General features: G+C 70.1%; 12 protein-coding genes. 9 read left to right on the plus strand and 3 right to left on the minus strand.

The features are described from left to right. The first annotated feature begins 24 nt into the window (after positions 1 to 24). The 3 genes from hisD to DEJ09_RS13655 are packed head-to-tail and all read left to right on the plus strand — an operon-like array spanning position 25 to position 2,919. Positions 25 to 1,332 (plus strand): histidinol dehydrogenase, encoded by a 1,308-nt coding sequence (gene hisD / locus DEJ09_RS13645; protein ID WP_111054960.1) that lies wholly within the window; start codon positions 25 to 27, stop codon positions 1,330 to 1,332. 13 nt (positions 1,333 to 1,345) lie between these two features. Further along, positions 1,346 to 1,846 carry a transcriptional regulator NrdR gene (gene nrdR, locus DEJ09_RS13650; protein ID WP_111047145.1) on the plus strand — a complete coding sequence of 167 codons (501 nt, stop codon included), beginning with the start codon at positions 1,346 to 1,348 and terminating at the stop codon, positions 1,844 to 1,846. Continuing rightward, positions 1,843 to 2,919 carry a quinone-dependent dihydroorotate dehydrogenase gene (locus tag DEJ09_RS13655; RefSeq protein WP_111088940.1) on the plus strand — a complete coding sequence of 359 codons (1,077 nt, stop codon included), beginning with the start codon at positions 1,843 to 1,845 and terminating at the stop codon, positions 2,917 to 2,919. Before nrdR ends, DEJ09_RS13655 begins: the two co-directional genes overlap by 4 nt. Positions 2,920 to 3,153: 234 nt before the next feature. On the opposite strand, the gene DEJ09_RS13660 is transcribed toward DEJ09_RS13655, so the two are convergent. Beyond that, entirely contained in the window at positions 3,154 to 3,729 is a 576-nt protein-coding gene (locus DEJ09_RS13660) for a DUF3043 domain-containing protein (protein ID WP_111023129.1), read from the minus strand. Positions 3,730 to 3,781: 52 nt separating this feature from the next. On the opposite strand from DEJ09_RS13660, the gene DEJ09_RS13665 reads away from it, so the two are divergent. From DEJ09_RS13665 to DEJ09_RS13690, 6 genes are all read left to right on the plus strand, one after another. Then, on the plus strand, positions 3,782 to 5,233 hold the full coding sequence (locus tag DEJ09_RS13665) for a dipeptidase (protein WP_111088941.1): 1,452 nt from the start codon (positions 3,782 to 3,784) through the stop codon (positions 5,231 to 5,233). A gap of 58 nt (positions 5,234 to 5,291) precedes the next feature. Next, entirely contained in the window at positions 5,292 to 5,660 is a 369-nt protein-coding gene (locus DEJ09_RS13670; protein WP_035808216.1) for an iron-sulfur cluster assembly accessory protein, read from the plus strand. A 292-nt stretch (positions 5,661 to 5,952) separates the two neighbouring features. Further along, entirely contained in the window at positions 5,953 to 6,855 is a 903-nt protein-coding gene (coxB, locus tag DEJ09_RS13675; protein WP_111030351.1) for a cytochrome c oxidase subunit II, read from the plus strand. 11 nt (positions 6,856 to 6,866) lie between these two features. Next, complete coding sequence (ctaD, locus tag DEJ09_RS13680) at positions 6,867 to 8,603, plus strand: cytochrome c oxidase subunit I (RefSeq protein WP_027465266.1); 1,737 nt, start codon at positions 6,867 to 6,869, stop codon at positions 8,601 to 8,603. Between the two features lie 4 nt (positions 8,604 to 8,607). Continuing rightward, positions 8,608 to 9,024, plus strand: a complete 417-nt coding sequence (locus DEJ09_RS13685) for a cytochrome c oxidase subunit 4 (protein ID WP_111030352.1) — start codon at positions 8,608 to 8,610, stop codon at positions 9,022 to 9,024. 158 nt (positions 9,025 to 9,182) lie between these two features. Next, complete coding sequence (locus tag DEJ09_RS13690; protein WP_111088942.1) at positions 9,183 to 10,556, plus strand: glucose-6-phosphate dehydrogenase; 1,374 nt, start codon at positions 9,183 to 9,185, stop codon at positions 10,554 to 10,556. 109 nt (positions 10,557 to 10,665) lie between these two features. Here the strand turns inward: DEJ09_RS13690 and DEJ09_RS13695 are convergent, their stop codons facing one another. Next, positions 10,666 to 12,597: a glycoside hydrolase family 15 protein gene (locus DEJ09_RS13695; protein WP_111088943.1), complete on the minus strand. Its 1,932-nt coding sequence runs from the start codon at positions 12,595 to 12,597 to the stop codon at positions 10,666 to 10,668. A gap of 78 nt (positions 12,598 to 12,675) precedes the next feature. Further along, positions 12,676 to 13,740: an App1 family protein gene (locus DEJ09_RS13700; protein ID WP_111033335.1), complete on the minus strand. Its 1,065-nt coding sequence runs from the start codon at positions 13,738 to 13,740 to the stop codon at positions 12,676 to 12,678. Positions 13,741 to 13,808 lie beyond the last annotated feature (68 nt).

Genomic DNA, 13,808 nt, shown 5'->3' on the forward strand with positions numbered 1-13,808 from the left:
CGGCTCGGTAGGATCGGACCCCTCATGATGCAGCGAATCGACCTCCGCGGCGGCCTCCCCGCCCGTGCCGAACTCCTCCGACTCATGCCCCGCGCCGCGGGTGACGTGTCGCACGCGGTCGACGCCGCGCGCGAGTTGATCGAGGACGTCCGACACCGTGGGGCCGCTGCCCTGCACGACCAGGCCGAGCGCTTCGACGGCGGGGCTCCCGCGAACGTCCGGGTGCCCGCTGCCGAGATCACCGCCGCCGTGGCCGGGCTCACGCCCGAGGTCCGGGCAGCCCTCGACGAGGCCATCCGCCGGGTCCGGGCCGCGAGTGCCGCGCAGATCCCCGCCCCGTCCGTGACCACCCTGGCCGACGGCGCCGAGGTCCACCAGCGCTGGCAGCCGATGCGCCGCGTGGGGCTCTACGTGCCCGGTGGCAAGGCCGTCTACCCGTCCAGCGTCGTGATGAACGTCGTCGCGGCCCAGGTCGCGGGCGTGCCCTCGATCGCCCTCGTGTCGCCGCCGCAGCGCGACCACGGCGGCGCGGTGCACCCGACGATCCTCGCGGCGGCGGGGCTGCTCGGCATCGACGAGGTCTACGCGATGGGCGGCGCCGGAGCCGTCGGCGCGCTGGCGTACGGCGTCGCCGAGATCGACCTCGAGCCGGTCGACCTGGTCACCGGTCCGGGCAACAACTACGTCGCCGCGGCCAAGCGCCTGGTGCGCGGGGTGGTGGGCATCGACTCCGAGGCCGGGGCGACCGAGATCCTCGTGATCGCGGACGACACCGCCGACGCCGGGTTCGTGGCCGCCGACCTCATCAGCCAGGCCGAGCACGACGAGCAGGCCGGCAGCGTGCTGGTGACGACGTCCGCGACGTTCGCCGACGCGGTCGAGGCGGCCATCCCGGAACGCACGGCGGTGCTCGGGACGGCTGCGCGCCTCCAGACCGCCCTGGACGGACCGCAGTCCGCGATCGTCCTGGTGGACTCGCTGACCGACGCCGCGACGGTGAGCAACGCCTACGGGCCCGAGCACCTCGAGATCCAGACGGTCGACGACGACGCCGTGCTCGCCGACATCGACGCCGCCGGCGCGGTGTTCGTCGGGCCGAGCACGCCGGTGAGCCTGGGGGACTACCTGGCCGGGTCGAACCACGTGCTGCCGACCGGCGGCCAGGCCCGGTTCGGGTCCGGGCTGTCCGCGTCGACGTTCCTGCGACCCCAGCAGATCGTCCGGTACACGCCCGAGGCCCTGGCCGAGGTCGCGCCGCACATCGTCGCCCTGTCCACCGAGGAGCAGCTCCCCGCGCACGGGGCCGCCGTGACGGAGCGCACGAACCGATAGCCTGGGGAACGACATGTTCTGCCCCTTCTGCCGCCACCCGGACTCCCGCGTCGTCGACTCACGGACGAGCGACGACGGAACCTCCATCCGCCGCCGTCGACAGTGCCCCAACTGCGGTCGACGGTTCTCGACCACCGAGACCGCATCGCTCAACGTCGTGAAGCGCAACGGTGTCACCGAGCCGTTCAGCCGCGACAAGATCGTCTCCGGCGTCCGCAAGGCGTGCCAGGGGCGCCCGGTCACCGACGGTGACCTGGCCGTGCTCGCGCAGCGCGTCGAGGAGACCGTGCGGTCCTCCGGATCCAGCCAGATCGACGCGAACGACATCGGCCTCGCGATCCTCGCGCCCCTGCGGGAGCTCGACGAGGTCGCCTACCTGCGGTTCGCGAGCGTCTACCAGGCGTTCGACTCGCTCGAGGACTTCGAGGACGCCATCGGCCAGCTCCGCCGCGACCACCACGCGGCGTCCGACACGGCCGCCGGGTCGTCCACATCGTCCGGCACGCGCGCGTGAGCGGCATCGCCGAACGCATCGTGCGCGGCGGCTACCGCGTCGTGTTCCGCTCCGTGTTCGCGAACATGGACCCGGAGCGTGCCCACCACCTGGCCTTCGCCGTCATCGCCGGGCTGCCCCGCGTGCCGTTCCTGAGCGGCGTCGTCGAGCGGTACTGCCGTCCCGCGGCGGCCGACGGCATCACCACGATGGGCATCCACTTCCCGTCGCGCTTCGGCCTGGCGGCCGGGTTCGACAAGGACGCCCGCGGCATCGCCGGTCTGGGCCTGCTCGGCTTCGGCCACGTCGAGGTCGGCACCATCACCGCCAAGCCGCAGCCCGGCAACGAGCGCCCGCGCCTGTTCCGGCTGATCGGCGACCGTGCCCTGATCAACCGCATGGGCTTCAACAACCACGGCGCCGCAGCGGCCGCCCGGCGCCTCGAGCGCGCCCGCCGCAACCCCGGCCGACCGGTCATCGGCGTGAACATCGGCAAGAGCCGGGTCGTCTCCGTCGAGGACGCCATCGACGACTACCTCGAGTCCACCCGGCGGCTCGCGACGTTCGCGGACTACCTGGCGGTCAACGTCAGCTCGCCGAACACGCCCGGTCTGCGTGGACTGCAGGAACTCGACCAGCTCCGACCGCTGCTGTCCGCGGTGCGCGACGCCGCCGGCCGGACGCCGGTGCTCGTCAAGATCGCACCGGACCTGACCGACGAGCAGATCGACGCGATCGCGGGCCTCGCGGTCGAGCTCGGGCTGTCCGGGGTGATCGCGAACAACACGACGATCTCCCGCGACGGGCTGACCGCCGATCCGTCCGACGTCGAGGCGATGGGTGCCGGGGGACTCTCCGGTGCGCCGGTCGCCGCCCGCTCGCTCGAGGTGCTGCGTCGCGTCCGCACCGCGGTGCCCGCCGACTTCTGCGTCATCGCCGTCGGTGGTGTGACCACCGAGCAGGACGTGCAGGACCGCATCGACGCGGGAGCCACGCTCGTGCAGGGCTACACGGCGTTCCTCTACGAGGGACCGACCTGGGCCGCGCGCATCAACCGGCTGCGCCGTCGGCGGCTGCGTCGCGCCGCGCGGTAGACGCGACCACCTGACGGACTGGAGGCCCGTGGCGACACCGCCACGGGCCTCCAGTCCTTCCTGGGGGCGCGCCTGCGCCATCGGGTGAGCAGAACACGCCGTGGCTCGCCAGTCGACCCGTCGTGTTCTGCTCACTCGATCGCCGATGCGCGAGCGGGGGAGTGGGGAGCAGGGGAGCGGGAACGACGAAGCGCCGCCCGGCAGGCCGGGCGGCGCTTCGTCGCGTGCGTGTGGCTAGAGCGTGGGGTACTGCCCACGCCGGACCTGGGGCTTCGGCAGCCGCAGGAAGCGCAGCTGCCACGCCCGCGTGAGGATGTAGAGGAACGTGCCGCGCTGGAACTCGCCGAACTTGTTGGTGAGCTTCCGGCGGAGCGACAGCCACAGCACCACGCAGTCGATGATGAACAGCGCCACGAACGCCCACACGAGCAGGAGCGAGTAGGACGCGATGACCGTCTGCGCGGCCGCGAACCCGACGATGAGGAACAGCACGAGCACGGGCATCATGACCTCGCCGACGTTCCAGCGGGCGTCGATCCAGTCGCGGACGAAGCGTCGCTGCTCACCGCGGTCCTTCGCCGGCAGGTAGCGCTCCTCGCCGTTGGCCATGCCGACCCGGGCACGCTCGCGCTCCGAGTTGAGGCGGGCGCGGGCGGCCTTCTTGTCGACCGGCGTGTTGCCGACGAGGGGGCGGCGGTTCGCTGCCTCTCGCTCGCGACGGGACGGCGTGGGGCGGCCCTTGCCCTGCTCGAGGAGCTCGGCCTCGGTCGGGTTGACGGTCGTGTTGGTCTTGGGGGCTGCCTTCGCCACGGTGCGTTCCTAACGGCGGTGTGCGTGCGGGATCTCCTCTAGATTACCGGGCATGACCGACAGCGAACAGCACAGCCCCGCGACCGACCCCGCGCTCCTCGACGCCCTGCGCGAACACGTGCAGGGTGCACTGCCCACGACGATCGCCGACCTGTCCGCGCTGGTGCGCCTGCCGTCGGTGTCCTGGTCGGCCTTCGACCCGGCGAACGTGCGCGCGAGTGCCGAGGCCGTCGCGGACCTCGCCCGGTCGACCGGGGTCTTCGGCGCGGACGACGTCCGGATCGTGCGGTCCGCGGTGTCCGGGTCGACGGCCGACGTCGCCGAGGCCGACGCGGAGACCGAGCTCGGCCAGCCCGCGGTGCTCGCGGTGCGCCCGGCGCGGAACGGCAAGCCGACGGTGATGCTCTACGCCCACCACGACGTGCAGCCGCAGGGCGACGAGGCCCTGTGGGAGACGCCGCCGTTCGAGCCGACCCTCCGCGGTGACCGCCTGTACGGCCGCGGTGCCTCGGACGACAAGGCCGGCGTGATGACGCACATCGCGTCGCTCCGCGCGGTGCACGCCCAGTTCGGTGACGACCTCGACCTCGGGGTCGTGCTCTTCGTCGAGGGCGAGGAGGAGTTCGGCTCCCGCTCGTTCCGCACGTTCCTGCGCGAGCAGAAGGAGCACCTCGCCGCCGACGTCATCGTCGTGGCGGACAGCGACAACTGGTCCACCGAGGTCCCGTCGATCACGGTCTCCCTGCGCGGCAACGTCACCTTCAAGCTCACCCTCACCACGCTCGAGCACGCCAGCCACAGCGGCATGTTCGGAGGAGCGGCCCCGGATGCGATGATCCCCATGGTGCGGCTGCTCGCCTCGCTGCACGACGCCGACGGTTCGGTCGCCGTCGAGGGGCTGTCCTCGTACGAGGCCGACGTGCCGGAGCGCACCGAGGACGAACTCGCCGTCGACGCCGCGCTCGTGCCCGGTGTCCGCCCGATCGGCACCGGCGCCGTGCTGTCCCGCATGTGGTTCCAGCCGTCGATCACGGTGACCGGCATGGACGTGCCGAGCGTCGCGAACGCCTCGAACACCCTGCTGCCCACGGTCTCGGCACGGGTCTCGGTCCGCGTCGCCCCCGGTCAGGACGCCCGGCAGGCGTCCGCGGCCGTCGAGCGGCACCTGCGCGAGCACGTCCCGTTCGGCGCACGGATGGAGATCACCGAGCCGGACAGCGGCGACGGGTTCCTCGTCGACACCGCCGGCTGGGCCGTCCAGGAGGCCCGAACGGCCATGCGGGAGGGGTGGGGCGCCGAGGCGGTCGAGCAGGGCATCGGCGGGTCGATCCCGTTCGTGTCCGACCTCGCCGCGGAGTTCCCGGACGCGCAGATCCTGGTCACCGGCGTCGAGGACCCGGACACGCGCGCCCACAGCCCGAACGAGTCGCAGCACCTCGGCGTCCTGCACCGTGCCATCGCGTCGGAGACGATCCTGCTCGCCAGGCTCGCGACGCGCAGCTGAGGGTGCTTACAATCGACGCCAGGCGCGGTGACCAGCACCGCCCGGAGGGAGACGCGCGATGAGCGACACCATCACCGAAGCACCGGCGACCGAAACGCAGTCGCACGGCGTCCTCCTGAGCGACGCCGCTGCCGGCAAGGTGGCGAGCCTGCTCGAGCAGGAGGGCCGCGACGACCTGCGCCTGCGCCTCGCCGTCCAGCCCGGTGGCTGCTCGGGCCTGATCTACCAGCTCTACTTCGACGAGCGCCTGCTCGACGGTGACGTCACCGCCGAGTTCGACGGGGTCGAGGTCGTCGTCGACAAGATGAGCGTCCCGTACCTCGACGGCGCGACGATCGACTTCGAGGACACGATCCAGAAGCAGGGCTTCACGATCGACAACCCGAACGCGCAGGGCAGCTGCGCCTGCGGTGACAGCTTCCACTGATCGCCAGCGATCCGACACGCGAGCGGGGAGCGACCGGAAGGGTCGCTCCCCGCTCGCGTTCGTGTGACCGGACGTGGCGCGCCGGGGCGCGGTGTGACCGGGCGAAATCGTGCCCGCAGACGTGCGGATCGAGGCCAGAACCGTGTCGTGTGTGCGCGAGCGGTACCGAGCTGCGAGTAAGCTAGGAGTGTTCCAATCAAGCTGGGAGCCAGCCATGCGCCGCCTTCGTGCGGCTCGCCGTCGGACTCGACGGGCTGACCTCCGAAGCTCACGTCTTTTGCGAGAGGTAACAGTGCGTTCGAATCGCCGTATACGTTGGGCGGCCGTCCCGGTGGCCGTCGGTCTGGTCATCGCACTGGCTGGCTGCACGCAGCAGCAGATGAACGGATGGCTCCCCGGCACGGAGGAGACGAAGGACGTCACCAACCACACGAGTCGCATCGTCGGCCTGTGGACCACCAGCTGGGTCGTTCTCCTCGCCGTCGGTCTCATCGTGTGGGGCCTGATCATCTGGGCCGCGATCGTCTACCGCCGCCGGAAGGGCCAGACCGGCCTGCCCGTGCAGATGCGGTACAACATGCCGCTCGAGATCTTCTACACGATCGTGCCGCTGATCCTCGTGCTCGGCTTCTTCGCCTTCACCGCGAAGGACCAGGCCGCGATCGAGAAGCCCTTCGCCGACCCGGACGCCACCGTGCACGTGTACGGCAAGCGCTGGGCGTGGGACTTCAACTACATCAACAAGGACAACCCCGAAGAGAGCGTCTACTACCAGGGCATCCAGGCCCAGGAAGAAGAGAACGCCAACGGGGCGATCGACGAGTCGCAGCTGCCGACCCTCTACCTGCCGAAGGGCAAGAAGGTCGCGATCGAGCTCTCCTCGCGCGACGTCGACCACTCCTTCTGGGTCATCGACTTCCTCTACAAGAAGGACATGCTCCCGGGCAAGACCAACTGGGAGTACTTCATCCCGGAGAAGCTCGGCACGTACCAGGGCAAGTGCGCGGAGCTCTGCGGTGAGTACCACTCGCTGATGCTCTTCCAGGTGAAGGTCGTCACGCCGGCGCAGTACCAGGACTACCTCGACACCCTGAAGGACCAGGGCAAGGTCGGTCTGCTCGGTGACGAGTACAACACCAACACCAACGAACCGAACAACAAGGCGCCGGTCGAGGCGTCCAGCGAGAACAAGTAGGGGCTCGTCAGATGACAACGTCACTCGTCGGCCAACCGACCCAGACCTCGTCGCCGGACTTCCAGGCGTCGAAGGTGGGTCGGAAGGGCAACATCGTCGTCCGGTGGATCACCTCCACCGACCACAAGACCATCGGGTACATGTACCTGATCGCGTCGTTCATCTTCTTCCTGCTCGCAGGTGTGATGGCCCTCGTGATCCGTGCCCAGCTCTTCGAACCCGGCCTGCACGTGGTCGCGACGAAGGAGCAGTACAACCAGCTGTTCACGATGCACGGCACGATCATGCTGCTGATGTTCGCGACGCCGCTGTTCTCGGGCTTCGCGAACGCGATCATGCCGCTCCAGATCGGTGCGCCCGACGTCGCCTTCCCGCGACTCAACGGCTTCGCCTTCTGGCTCTACCTGTTCGGCTCGCTCATCGCGGTCGGCGGCTTCCTCACCCCGCAGGGTGCTGCATCGTTCGGGTGGTTCGCCTACGCGCCACTGAGTGACACGACGTTCACACCAGGGCTCGGCGGCACACTCTGGGTCTTCGGGCTCGGCATGACCGGCTTCTCGACGATCCTCGGCGCGGTGAACTTCATCACGACGATCATCACGATGCGTGCCCCGGGTCTGACCATGTTCCGCATGTCGATCTTCACGTGGAACACCCTCGTGACGGCGCTCCTCGTCCTGATGGCCTTCCCGGTCCTCGCGACGGCACTCTTCGGCCTCGGGCTCGACCGCGTGTTCGACGCGCAGATCTTCAACCCGGCCAACGGCGGGGCCCTGCTCTGGCAGCACCTGTTCTGGTTCTTCGGGCACCCCGAGGTCTACATCATCGCGCTGCCGTTCTTCGGCATCGTCTCCGAGGTCTTCCCGGTGTTCAGCCGCAAGCCGATCTTCGGGTACAAGACCCTGGTCTACGCGACCATCTCCATCGCGGCCCTCTCGGTCACGGTGTGGGCGCACCACATGTACGTCACCGGCGGAGTCCTGCTCCCGTGGTTCTCGCTCATGACGATGCTCATCGCGGTCCCGACCGGCGTGAAGATCTTCAACTGGGTCGGCACGATGTGGCGCGGTTCGGTCACGTTCGAGACGCCGCTGCTCTGGGCCCTCGGCTTCCTGATCACCTTCACCTTCGGTGGTCTGACCGGTGTCATCCTGGCGTCGCCGCCGCTCGACTTCCACGTGTCCGACTCGTACTTCGTCGTCGCGCACTTCCACTACGTGGTCTTCGGAACCGTCGTCTTCGCGATGTTCTCCGGCTTCTACTTCTGGTGGCCGAAGTGGACCGGCAAGATGCTCAACGAGCGTCTCGGCAAGATCCACTTCTGGCTCCTGTTCATCGGGTTCCACACCACGTTCCTCATCCAGCACTGGCTGGGCGTCATCGGCATGCCGCGTCGCTACGCGACCTACCTGCCGAACGACGGCTTCACCTGGATGAACCAGCTGTCGACGATCGGCTCGATGATCCTCGCGATCTCGTTCCTGCCGTTCATCTTCAACGTCTACGTGACCGCCCGGAACGCGCCGAAGGTCGCTGTGAACGACCCGTGGGGCTACGGCCGCTCGCTCGAGTGGGCGACCTCCTGCCCGCCGCCGCGCCACAACTTCACGTCGATCCCGCGTATCCGTTCGGAGTCCCCGGCCTTCGACCTGAACCACCCCGAGGCCGGTGTGCCGATCGGTGTGGGTCCCGCGAAGGACGCCCCCGATGCCCCGACCTACGACGCCGCGAAGGGCGAGGTGAAGTAACGCCATGCGCGCGAACACCAACCTGTTCTGGATCCTCTTCGGGTTCTTCATCCTGGCGGACGCCGCCTACACGATCTGGGCGCTGATCTACTACGGCGAGCCCGAGTGGGTGGGCACCGTCGCGATCGGCCTGACCGGCCTGATGTCGGCGTTCATCGCCTTCTACCTCGGCAAGGTGATGGCGTCCCAGGGCGGCGTCCTGCCCGAGGACCGCCCGGACGCCAACATCGAGGACGGCGACGCCGAGCTCGGGCACTTCAGCCCCTGGTCGTGGTGGCCGATCCTGCTGGCCGCCGCGGTCGCCGTGTGCTTCCTCGGCGTGGCCGCCGGCCTGTGGATCGTCCCGATCGGACTCGTCCTCGTGGCGATCACCCTGGTCGGCTGGGTCTACGAGTACTACCGCGGCAACTTCGGGCACTGACCCGGCGCTGCAGCGCACCTGACACTTCGGGCGGCACCAGAACGGTGCCGCCCGAAGTGCGTCCAGGCGACGATCTCCGGTCCCGATCCGGAACAAACGGGCCCGCCCGCGACTTGACTGGAGCGGACCTCCCACCACAGCGAAAGGAGTCACCTCAGGTGACCGACAAGCGCACCCTCATCATCTTCGGCGCGACGGGCGACCTCGCCTCCCGCCTGCTCCTGCCGGGCCTCGGCACGTTCCTGCAGAGCGGCCGTGCCGTCCCCGTGCAGCTGATCGGCACGGGCCGCAGCGAGCGCAGTCCCGAGAAGTGGAAGGACATCGTCACGCAGTCCTTCGCGTCGCAGGACGTCAAGGGGCCGGAGGTCGACGCGACCATCGAGTCGACGCAGTTCATCCAGGGCGACCCCACCGACCCGAAGCACCTCGAGGCGCTCCTGGCCGCGGCCGACTCCGAGCCGATCCTGTACTTCGCCCTCCCGCCGCAGATCGCCTCCGACATCTGCGAGGCGCTCGAGCACGTCGAGCTCCCCGAGGGCACGACCCTGGCCTTCGAGAAGCCCTTCGGCACCGACGTCGCCAGCGCCCAGGCCCTCAACGAGACGGTGCTGAAGCTGGTCCCGGAAGAGCGCGTGCACCGCACCGACCACTTCCTCGGACGCACCACGGTCCTGAACATCATCGGTCTGCGCTTCGCGAACCGCCTGTTCGAGCCGATCTGGAACGCCGACAACATCGAGAAGGTCGACGTCTTCTACGACGAGACCCTCGGGCTCGAGAACCGCGCCCAGTACTACGACGAGGCCGGCGCGATGGTGGACATGATCCAGTCGCACCTGCTGCAGATCCTCGGCATCGTGACGATGGATGCCCCGGCGGACATCGACGCGGTCGAGTTCCGCTCGTCCCTGGCCCGGGTGCTCCGTTCAACCCAGCTCAAGGGCGGCGACCCGAAGATCGCGTCGCGTCGCGCCGTCTACACGGCCGGCACGATCGACGGCAAGGAGCTGCCGTCGTACCAGGACGAGGACGGCGTCGACAAGTCGCGGAGCACCGAGACGCTCGCCGAGATCTCGGTCGAGGTCGACACGGCCCGCTGGAAGGGCGTTCCGTTCACGCTGCGGTCCGGCAAGGCACTCGGCAACAGCCGGAAGGAGGTGCTGATCACCTTCAAGCCGGTCACGCGTCTGCCCTCCGGTCTGAGCGGTCGCCCGAAGGCGGACACGCTCCGCATCGTCCTGAACCCGGACGAGATCGAGCTGTCGGTGTCGGCCAACGGCGGTGGCAACCCGTTCGAGATGGGCCAGGTCACCCTGTCGTCGTCGTTCAGCGACGGCGAGCTGACCCCGTACGGCGAGGTCCTGAACGGCATCTTCCACGACGACCCGCTGCTCTCCATCCGCGGTGACGTGGCCGAGCGCTGCTGGGAGATCGTGGAGCCGGTCGTTGCCGCCTGGAAGGCCGACGAGGTCCCGCTCGAGGAGTACCGCGCCGGTTCGCGCGGCCCGGCGGACTGGGAGTCGTCGTCCTGACGGACGCTGACGTCCTGAACGGACGCCCTGACGGACGGGAGGCCCGGTGCCAGCTGGCACCGGGCCTCCCGTCCGTCGTGGGGTCGCCATCAGGGCATGGCGAGACGCATCAGGCGGGGGAGCCGGCGCGCTCACCCTCGCCGGTCCACGACCGGGTGCCGCCGTCGTGGACTGGCAACCGCGTGCGGTGCCCGACGGTCGCGCCACGGGCGCGCTCGATGGCGTCCGCTGCCGACACGAGCGTCAGGTGCGACAGCACCTGCGGGGTGTTCCCGATGTGGTGTCCGGTGGCGACGTCGATCTCCTCGGAGAGCATGCCGACGTCGTTGGCGTACCCGACGAGCACGTCCATCAGGCGCTCGGCGTCCTCGACCCGGCCGGAGGCGGCGTACTGCTCCACCAGCCAGAACGAGCACGCCAGGAACGGGTGCTCGGCGCCGGACAGCCCGTCGAAGCCTGCCGTCGTGCGGTAGCGGAGCACGAGGCCGTCGTCGCCGACCCGCAGGTCCTCCTCGATGGCGCGCACGGTGCCCGTCATCCGGGGGTCGTCGGCGCGGCAGAACCCGACCTGCGGCAGGACGAGCAGGCTCGCGTCGACCTCGTCGGTGTCGTAGTGCTGGCGGAACGAACCGCGCTCCGCGTTCCAGCCGTGCTCCTCGATCTCGGCGCGGACCGTGTCGCGTAGGGTGCGCCACCGGTCGACGGGGCCCTCGAGGCCGAACTCCTCCACCGCGGCGACCCCGCGGTCGAACGCGGCCCAGATCATCACCCGCGAGTGCGTGAAGCTCCGCCGGGGGCCGCGCATCTCCCAGATGCCGTTGTCCGGCTCCTGCCAGTGCTCCTCGACGTAGCCGAGCAGTGCCCGCTGCAGCGCCCACGAGTCGGCGTTCTCCTCGACACCGAGCTCGCGGGCGTCGTGCAGTGCTGCGAGCACCTCGCCGAAGACGTCGCCCTGGTACTGCGTCGAGGCGCCGTTGCCGACGCGCACGGGCGTCGAGCCGAGGTACCCGGGCAGCTCGGGCAGCTCCCGTTCGGGCAGCTCGCGTTCGCCGGCGATGCCGTACATGATCTGCACGTCGGCGGGGTCACCAGCGATCGCGCGCAGCAGCCAGCCGCGCCAGTGCGTGGCCTCGTCGCGGTACCCGTGGGCGATGAGCGACGCGAGCGCGAGGGACGCGTCGCGCAGCCACACGTAGCGGTAGTCCCAGTTGCGTTCGCCGCCCGGGTCCTCCGGCAGGCCCGTGGTCGCGGCGGCGACGACGCCACCGGTGTCGCCGTGGGTCATCGCGCGGAGGAACACCAGCGACCGTCGTGCGGCGTCGGCGTACCGACCGGTGGTCTGCGCCGGGGCGGTCCACGCCGTCCACCACTGCACCGTGTGGGCGAGGGCCGCGTCGACGTCGAGTGGCTCCGGCGGCTCGCGGTGCGACGGGTACCAGGTGAGCACGGTGTCGAGCACGTCGCCGTCGTGGATCGTCGTGACGGCGGTGTGCCGGTGGTCGTCGGCGCGGAACTGCGGTCCCCGCACGATCACCGAGCCCGGACCGGCCGTCGCGAGCAGCGCCGGTTCGTCGTCGTCCCCGATCTGCCGGATCCACGGCAGGGCCCGTGCGTAGTCGAACCGGATCCGGAGCGTCTGCCGGAGCTCGACGGTGCCACGGAGCCCGCGCACCCGGCGGACGATCGAGGGGCGGTGCGCGCCGACGGGCATGAAGTCGGTGACCTCGACCACACCGTCACGGGTGGTCCACACGGTCGAGAGCACCAGGGTGTCGCCGTGGTACCGCCACTCGGCCGTGGCCTCGTCGTCGACGGGTCGCAGGGTCCAGTGGCCGTGGTCCTCCGTGCCGAGCAGTGAGGCGAAGGTGGACGAGCTGTCGAAGCGTGGCAGGCACGCCCAGTCGACGGTCCCGTCGCGGCCGACCAGGGCAGCGGTGCCGGTGTCGCCGATCAGGGCGTGGTCCTCGATGCGGTTCGGCGGTGTGTGCGGTGCGGCTTGGTTGGGTGCAGCTTGGTGCGGCGCGGCCGGCTCGGTGCTCATGGACCGATCGAACACCCGGTGCCCGAGCGCCGCGGTCGACCACGGGTGCTCCGGGCCGCGATCGTGATGAAGGGTCGCTCAGGCCGGGTCGGAGGCGTCGGACTCGATGATGCCGATCCGCGCGAGCTCGCTCCACAGACCGGCGCCGTCCGGTGCGTACACCCAGGGTGCCGACGAGTCACGGGAGCGTTCCTGCGCCCGCGAGCGTCCACCGGCCAGGACCGCTTCGCTCGTGGACAGCTGCCGGATGGCGACGCCCGCGACGTTGTCCGGGTGCTCCCGCGAGAAGTCGCCGTAGAGGCTCTCGTCGTGCTGTCCGTCGTCGCCGACCAGGAGCCAGCGGATGTCCGGGAAGTCCTTGGCGAGCCGGCGCAGGTTCTCCTGCTTGTGCAGCTGCCCACTGCGGAAGAACCGGTCGTGGGTGGGACCCCAGTCGGTGAGCAGGAGCGTGCCGGACGGGTACATGTTGCGCGACAGGAAGCGCTGCAGCGTCGGGGCGACGTTCCACGCTCCGGTCGACAGGTAGACCGTCGGGGAACCGGGGTGCTGCGCGAGGATCCGCTCGTACAGCACGGACATGCCGGGCACGGGGCGGCGGGCGTGCTCGGTCAGCACGAACGAGTTCCAGGCGGCGAGCATGGGGCGGGGGAGCGAGGTCACCATGACGGTGTCGTCGATGTCGGACAGCAGCCCGAAGCGGGTGTCCGGGTGCACGACGAACACGTCGGCCTCGACGTCGCGCCCGCCGCCCGCCGACAGCCGCACCGTGCGCCAGCCGGGCTCGAGGTCGATCGGGACGATGGTGTCGACGACGCCGCCACGGTCGGTCTGCACCACGTGGGAGACGCCGCCGGCGGTGACGGTGACCTCGGCGTGGTCGACGGCGACGCTCGTGAAGCTCTTCCAGCCGCGGACTCCGGCGTAGGAGACGTCGGAGGCGAGACCGCGGCGCGTCAGCAGCACACGGCAGAGGATGCGCACCCAGCCGGGCGCGCCGTAGCCGGTGTACGGGACCACCGTCGGGACGAGTCCGCGACGGCGTGCACGGTGCTCGCGGAACTCCTGGACGGCGTCCTCGATGCGGGCCGCGCGGTGCAGGAGCGGCTCGGCCAACGACGGCTCGTGGGGCGTCGGGTCGGGCATGGCGTCATCCTCCCACGGGCGGCTGACGAAACCCGCGCGCTGTACAGAACTGGTGCGTCGCAAGTGGT

Origin of the sequence: Curtobacterium sp. MCLR17_055, assembly GCF_003234305.1 — a bacterium.
Lineage (GTDB): Bacteria > Actinomycetota > Actinomycetes > Actinomycetales > Microbacteriaceae > Curtobacterium > Curtobacterium flaccumfaciens.

Excerpts from the sequence above, each read along its gene's own strand:
- DEJ09_RS13700 (WP_111033335.1), bottom strand. The coding sequence starts at position 13,740 with ATGCCCGACCCGACGCCCCACGAGCCGTCGTTGGCCGAGCCGCTCCTG.
- DEJ09_RS13685 (WP_111030352.1), top strand. The coding sequence starts at position 8,608 with ATGCGCGCGAACACCAACCTGTTCTGGATCCTCTTCGGGTTCTTCATC.
- ctaD (WP_027465266.1), top strand. The coding sequence starts at position 6,867 with ATGACAACGTCACTCGTCGGCCAACCGACCCAGACCTCGTCGCCGGAC.
- DEJ09_RS13670 (WP_035808216.1), top strand. The coding sequence starts at position 5,292 with ATGAGCGACACCATCACCGAAGCACCGGCGACCGAAACGCAGTCGCAC.
- DEJ09_RS13665 (WP_111088941.1), top strand. The coding sequence starts at position 3,782 with ATGACCGACAGCGAACAGCACAGCCCCGCGACCGACCCCGCGCTCCTC.
- nrdR (WP_111047145.1), top strand. The coding sequence starts at position 1,346 with ATGTTCTGCCCCTTCTGCCGCCACCCGGACTCCCGCGTCGTCGACTCA.
- DEJ09_RS13695 (WP_111088943.1), bottom strand. The coding sequence starts at position 12,597 with ATGAGCACCGAGCCGGCCGCGCCGCACCAAGCTGCACCCAACCAAGCC.
- hisD (WP_111054960.1), top strand. The coding sequence starts at position 25 with ATGATGCAGCGAATCGACCTCCGCGGCGGCCTCCCCGCCCGTGCCGAA.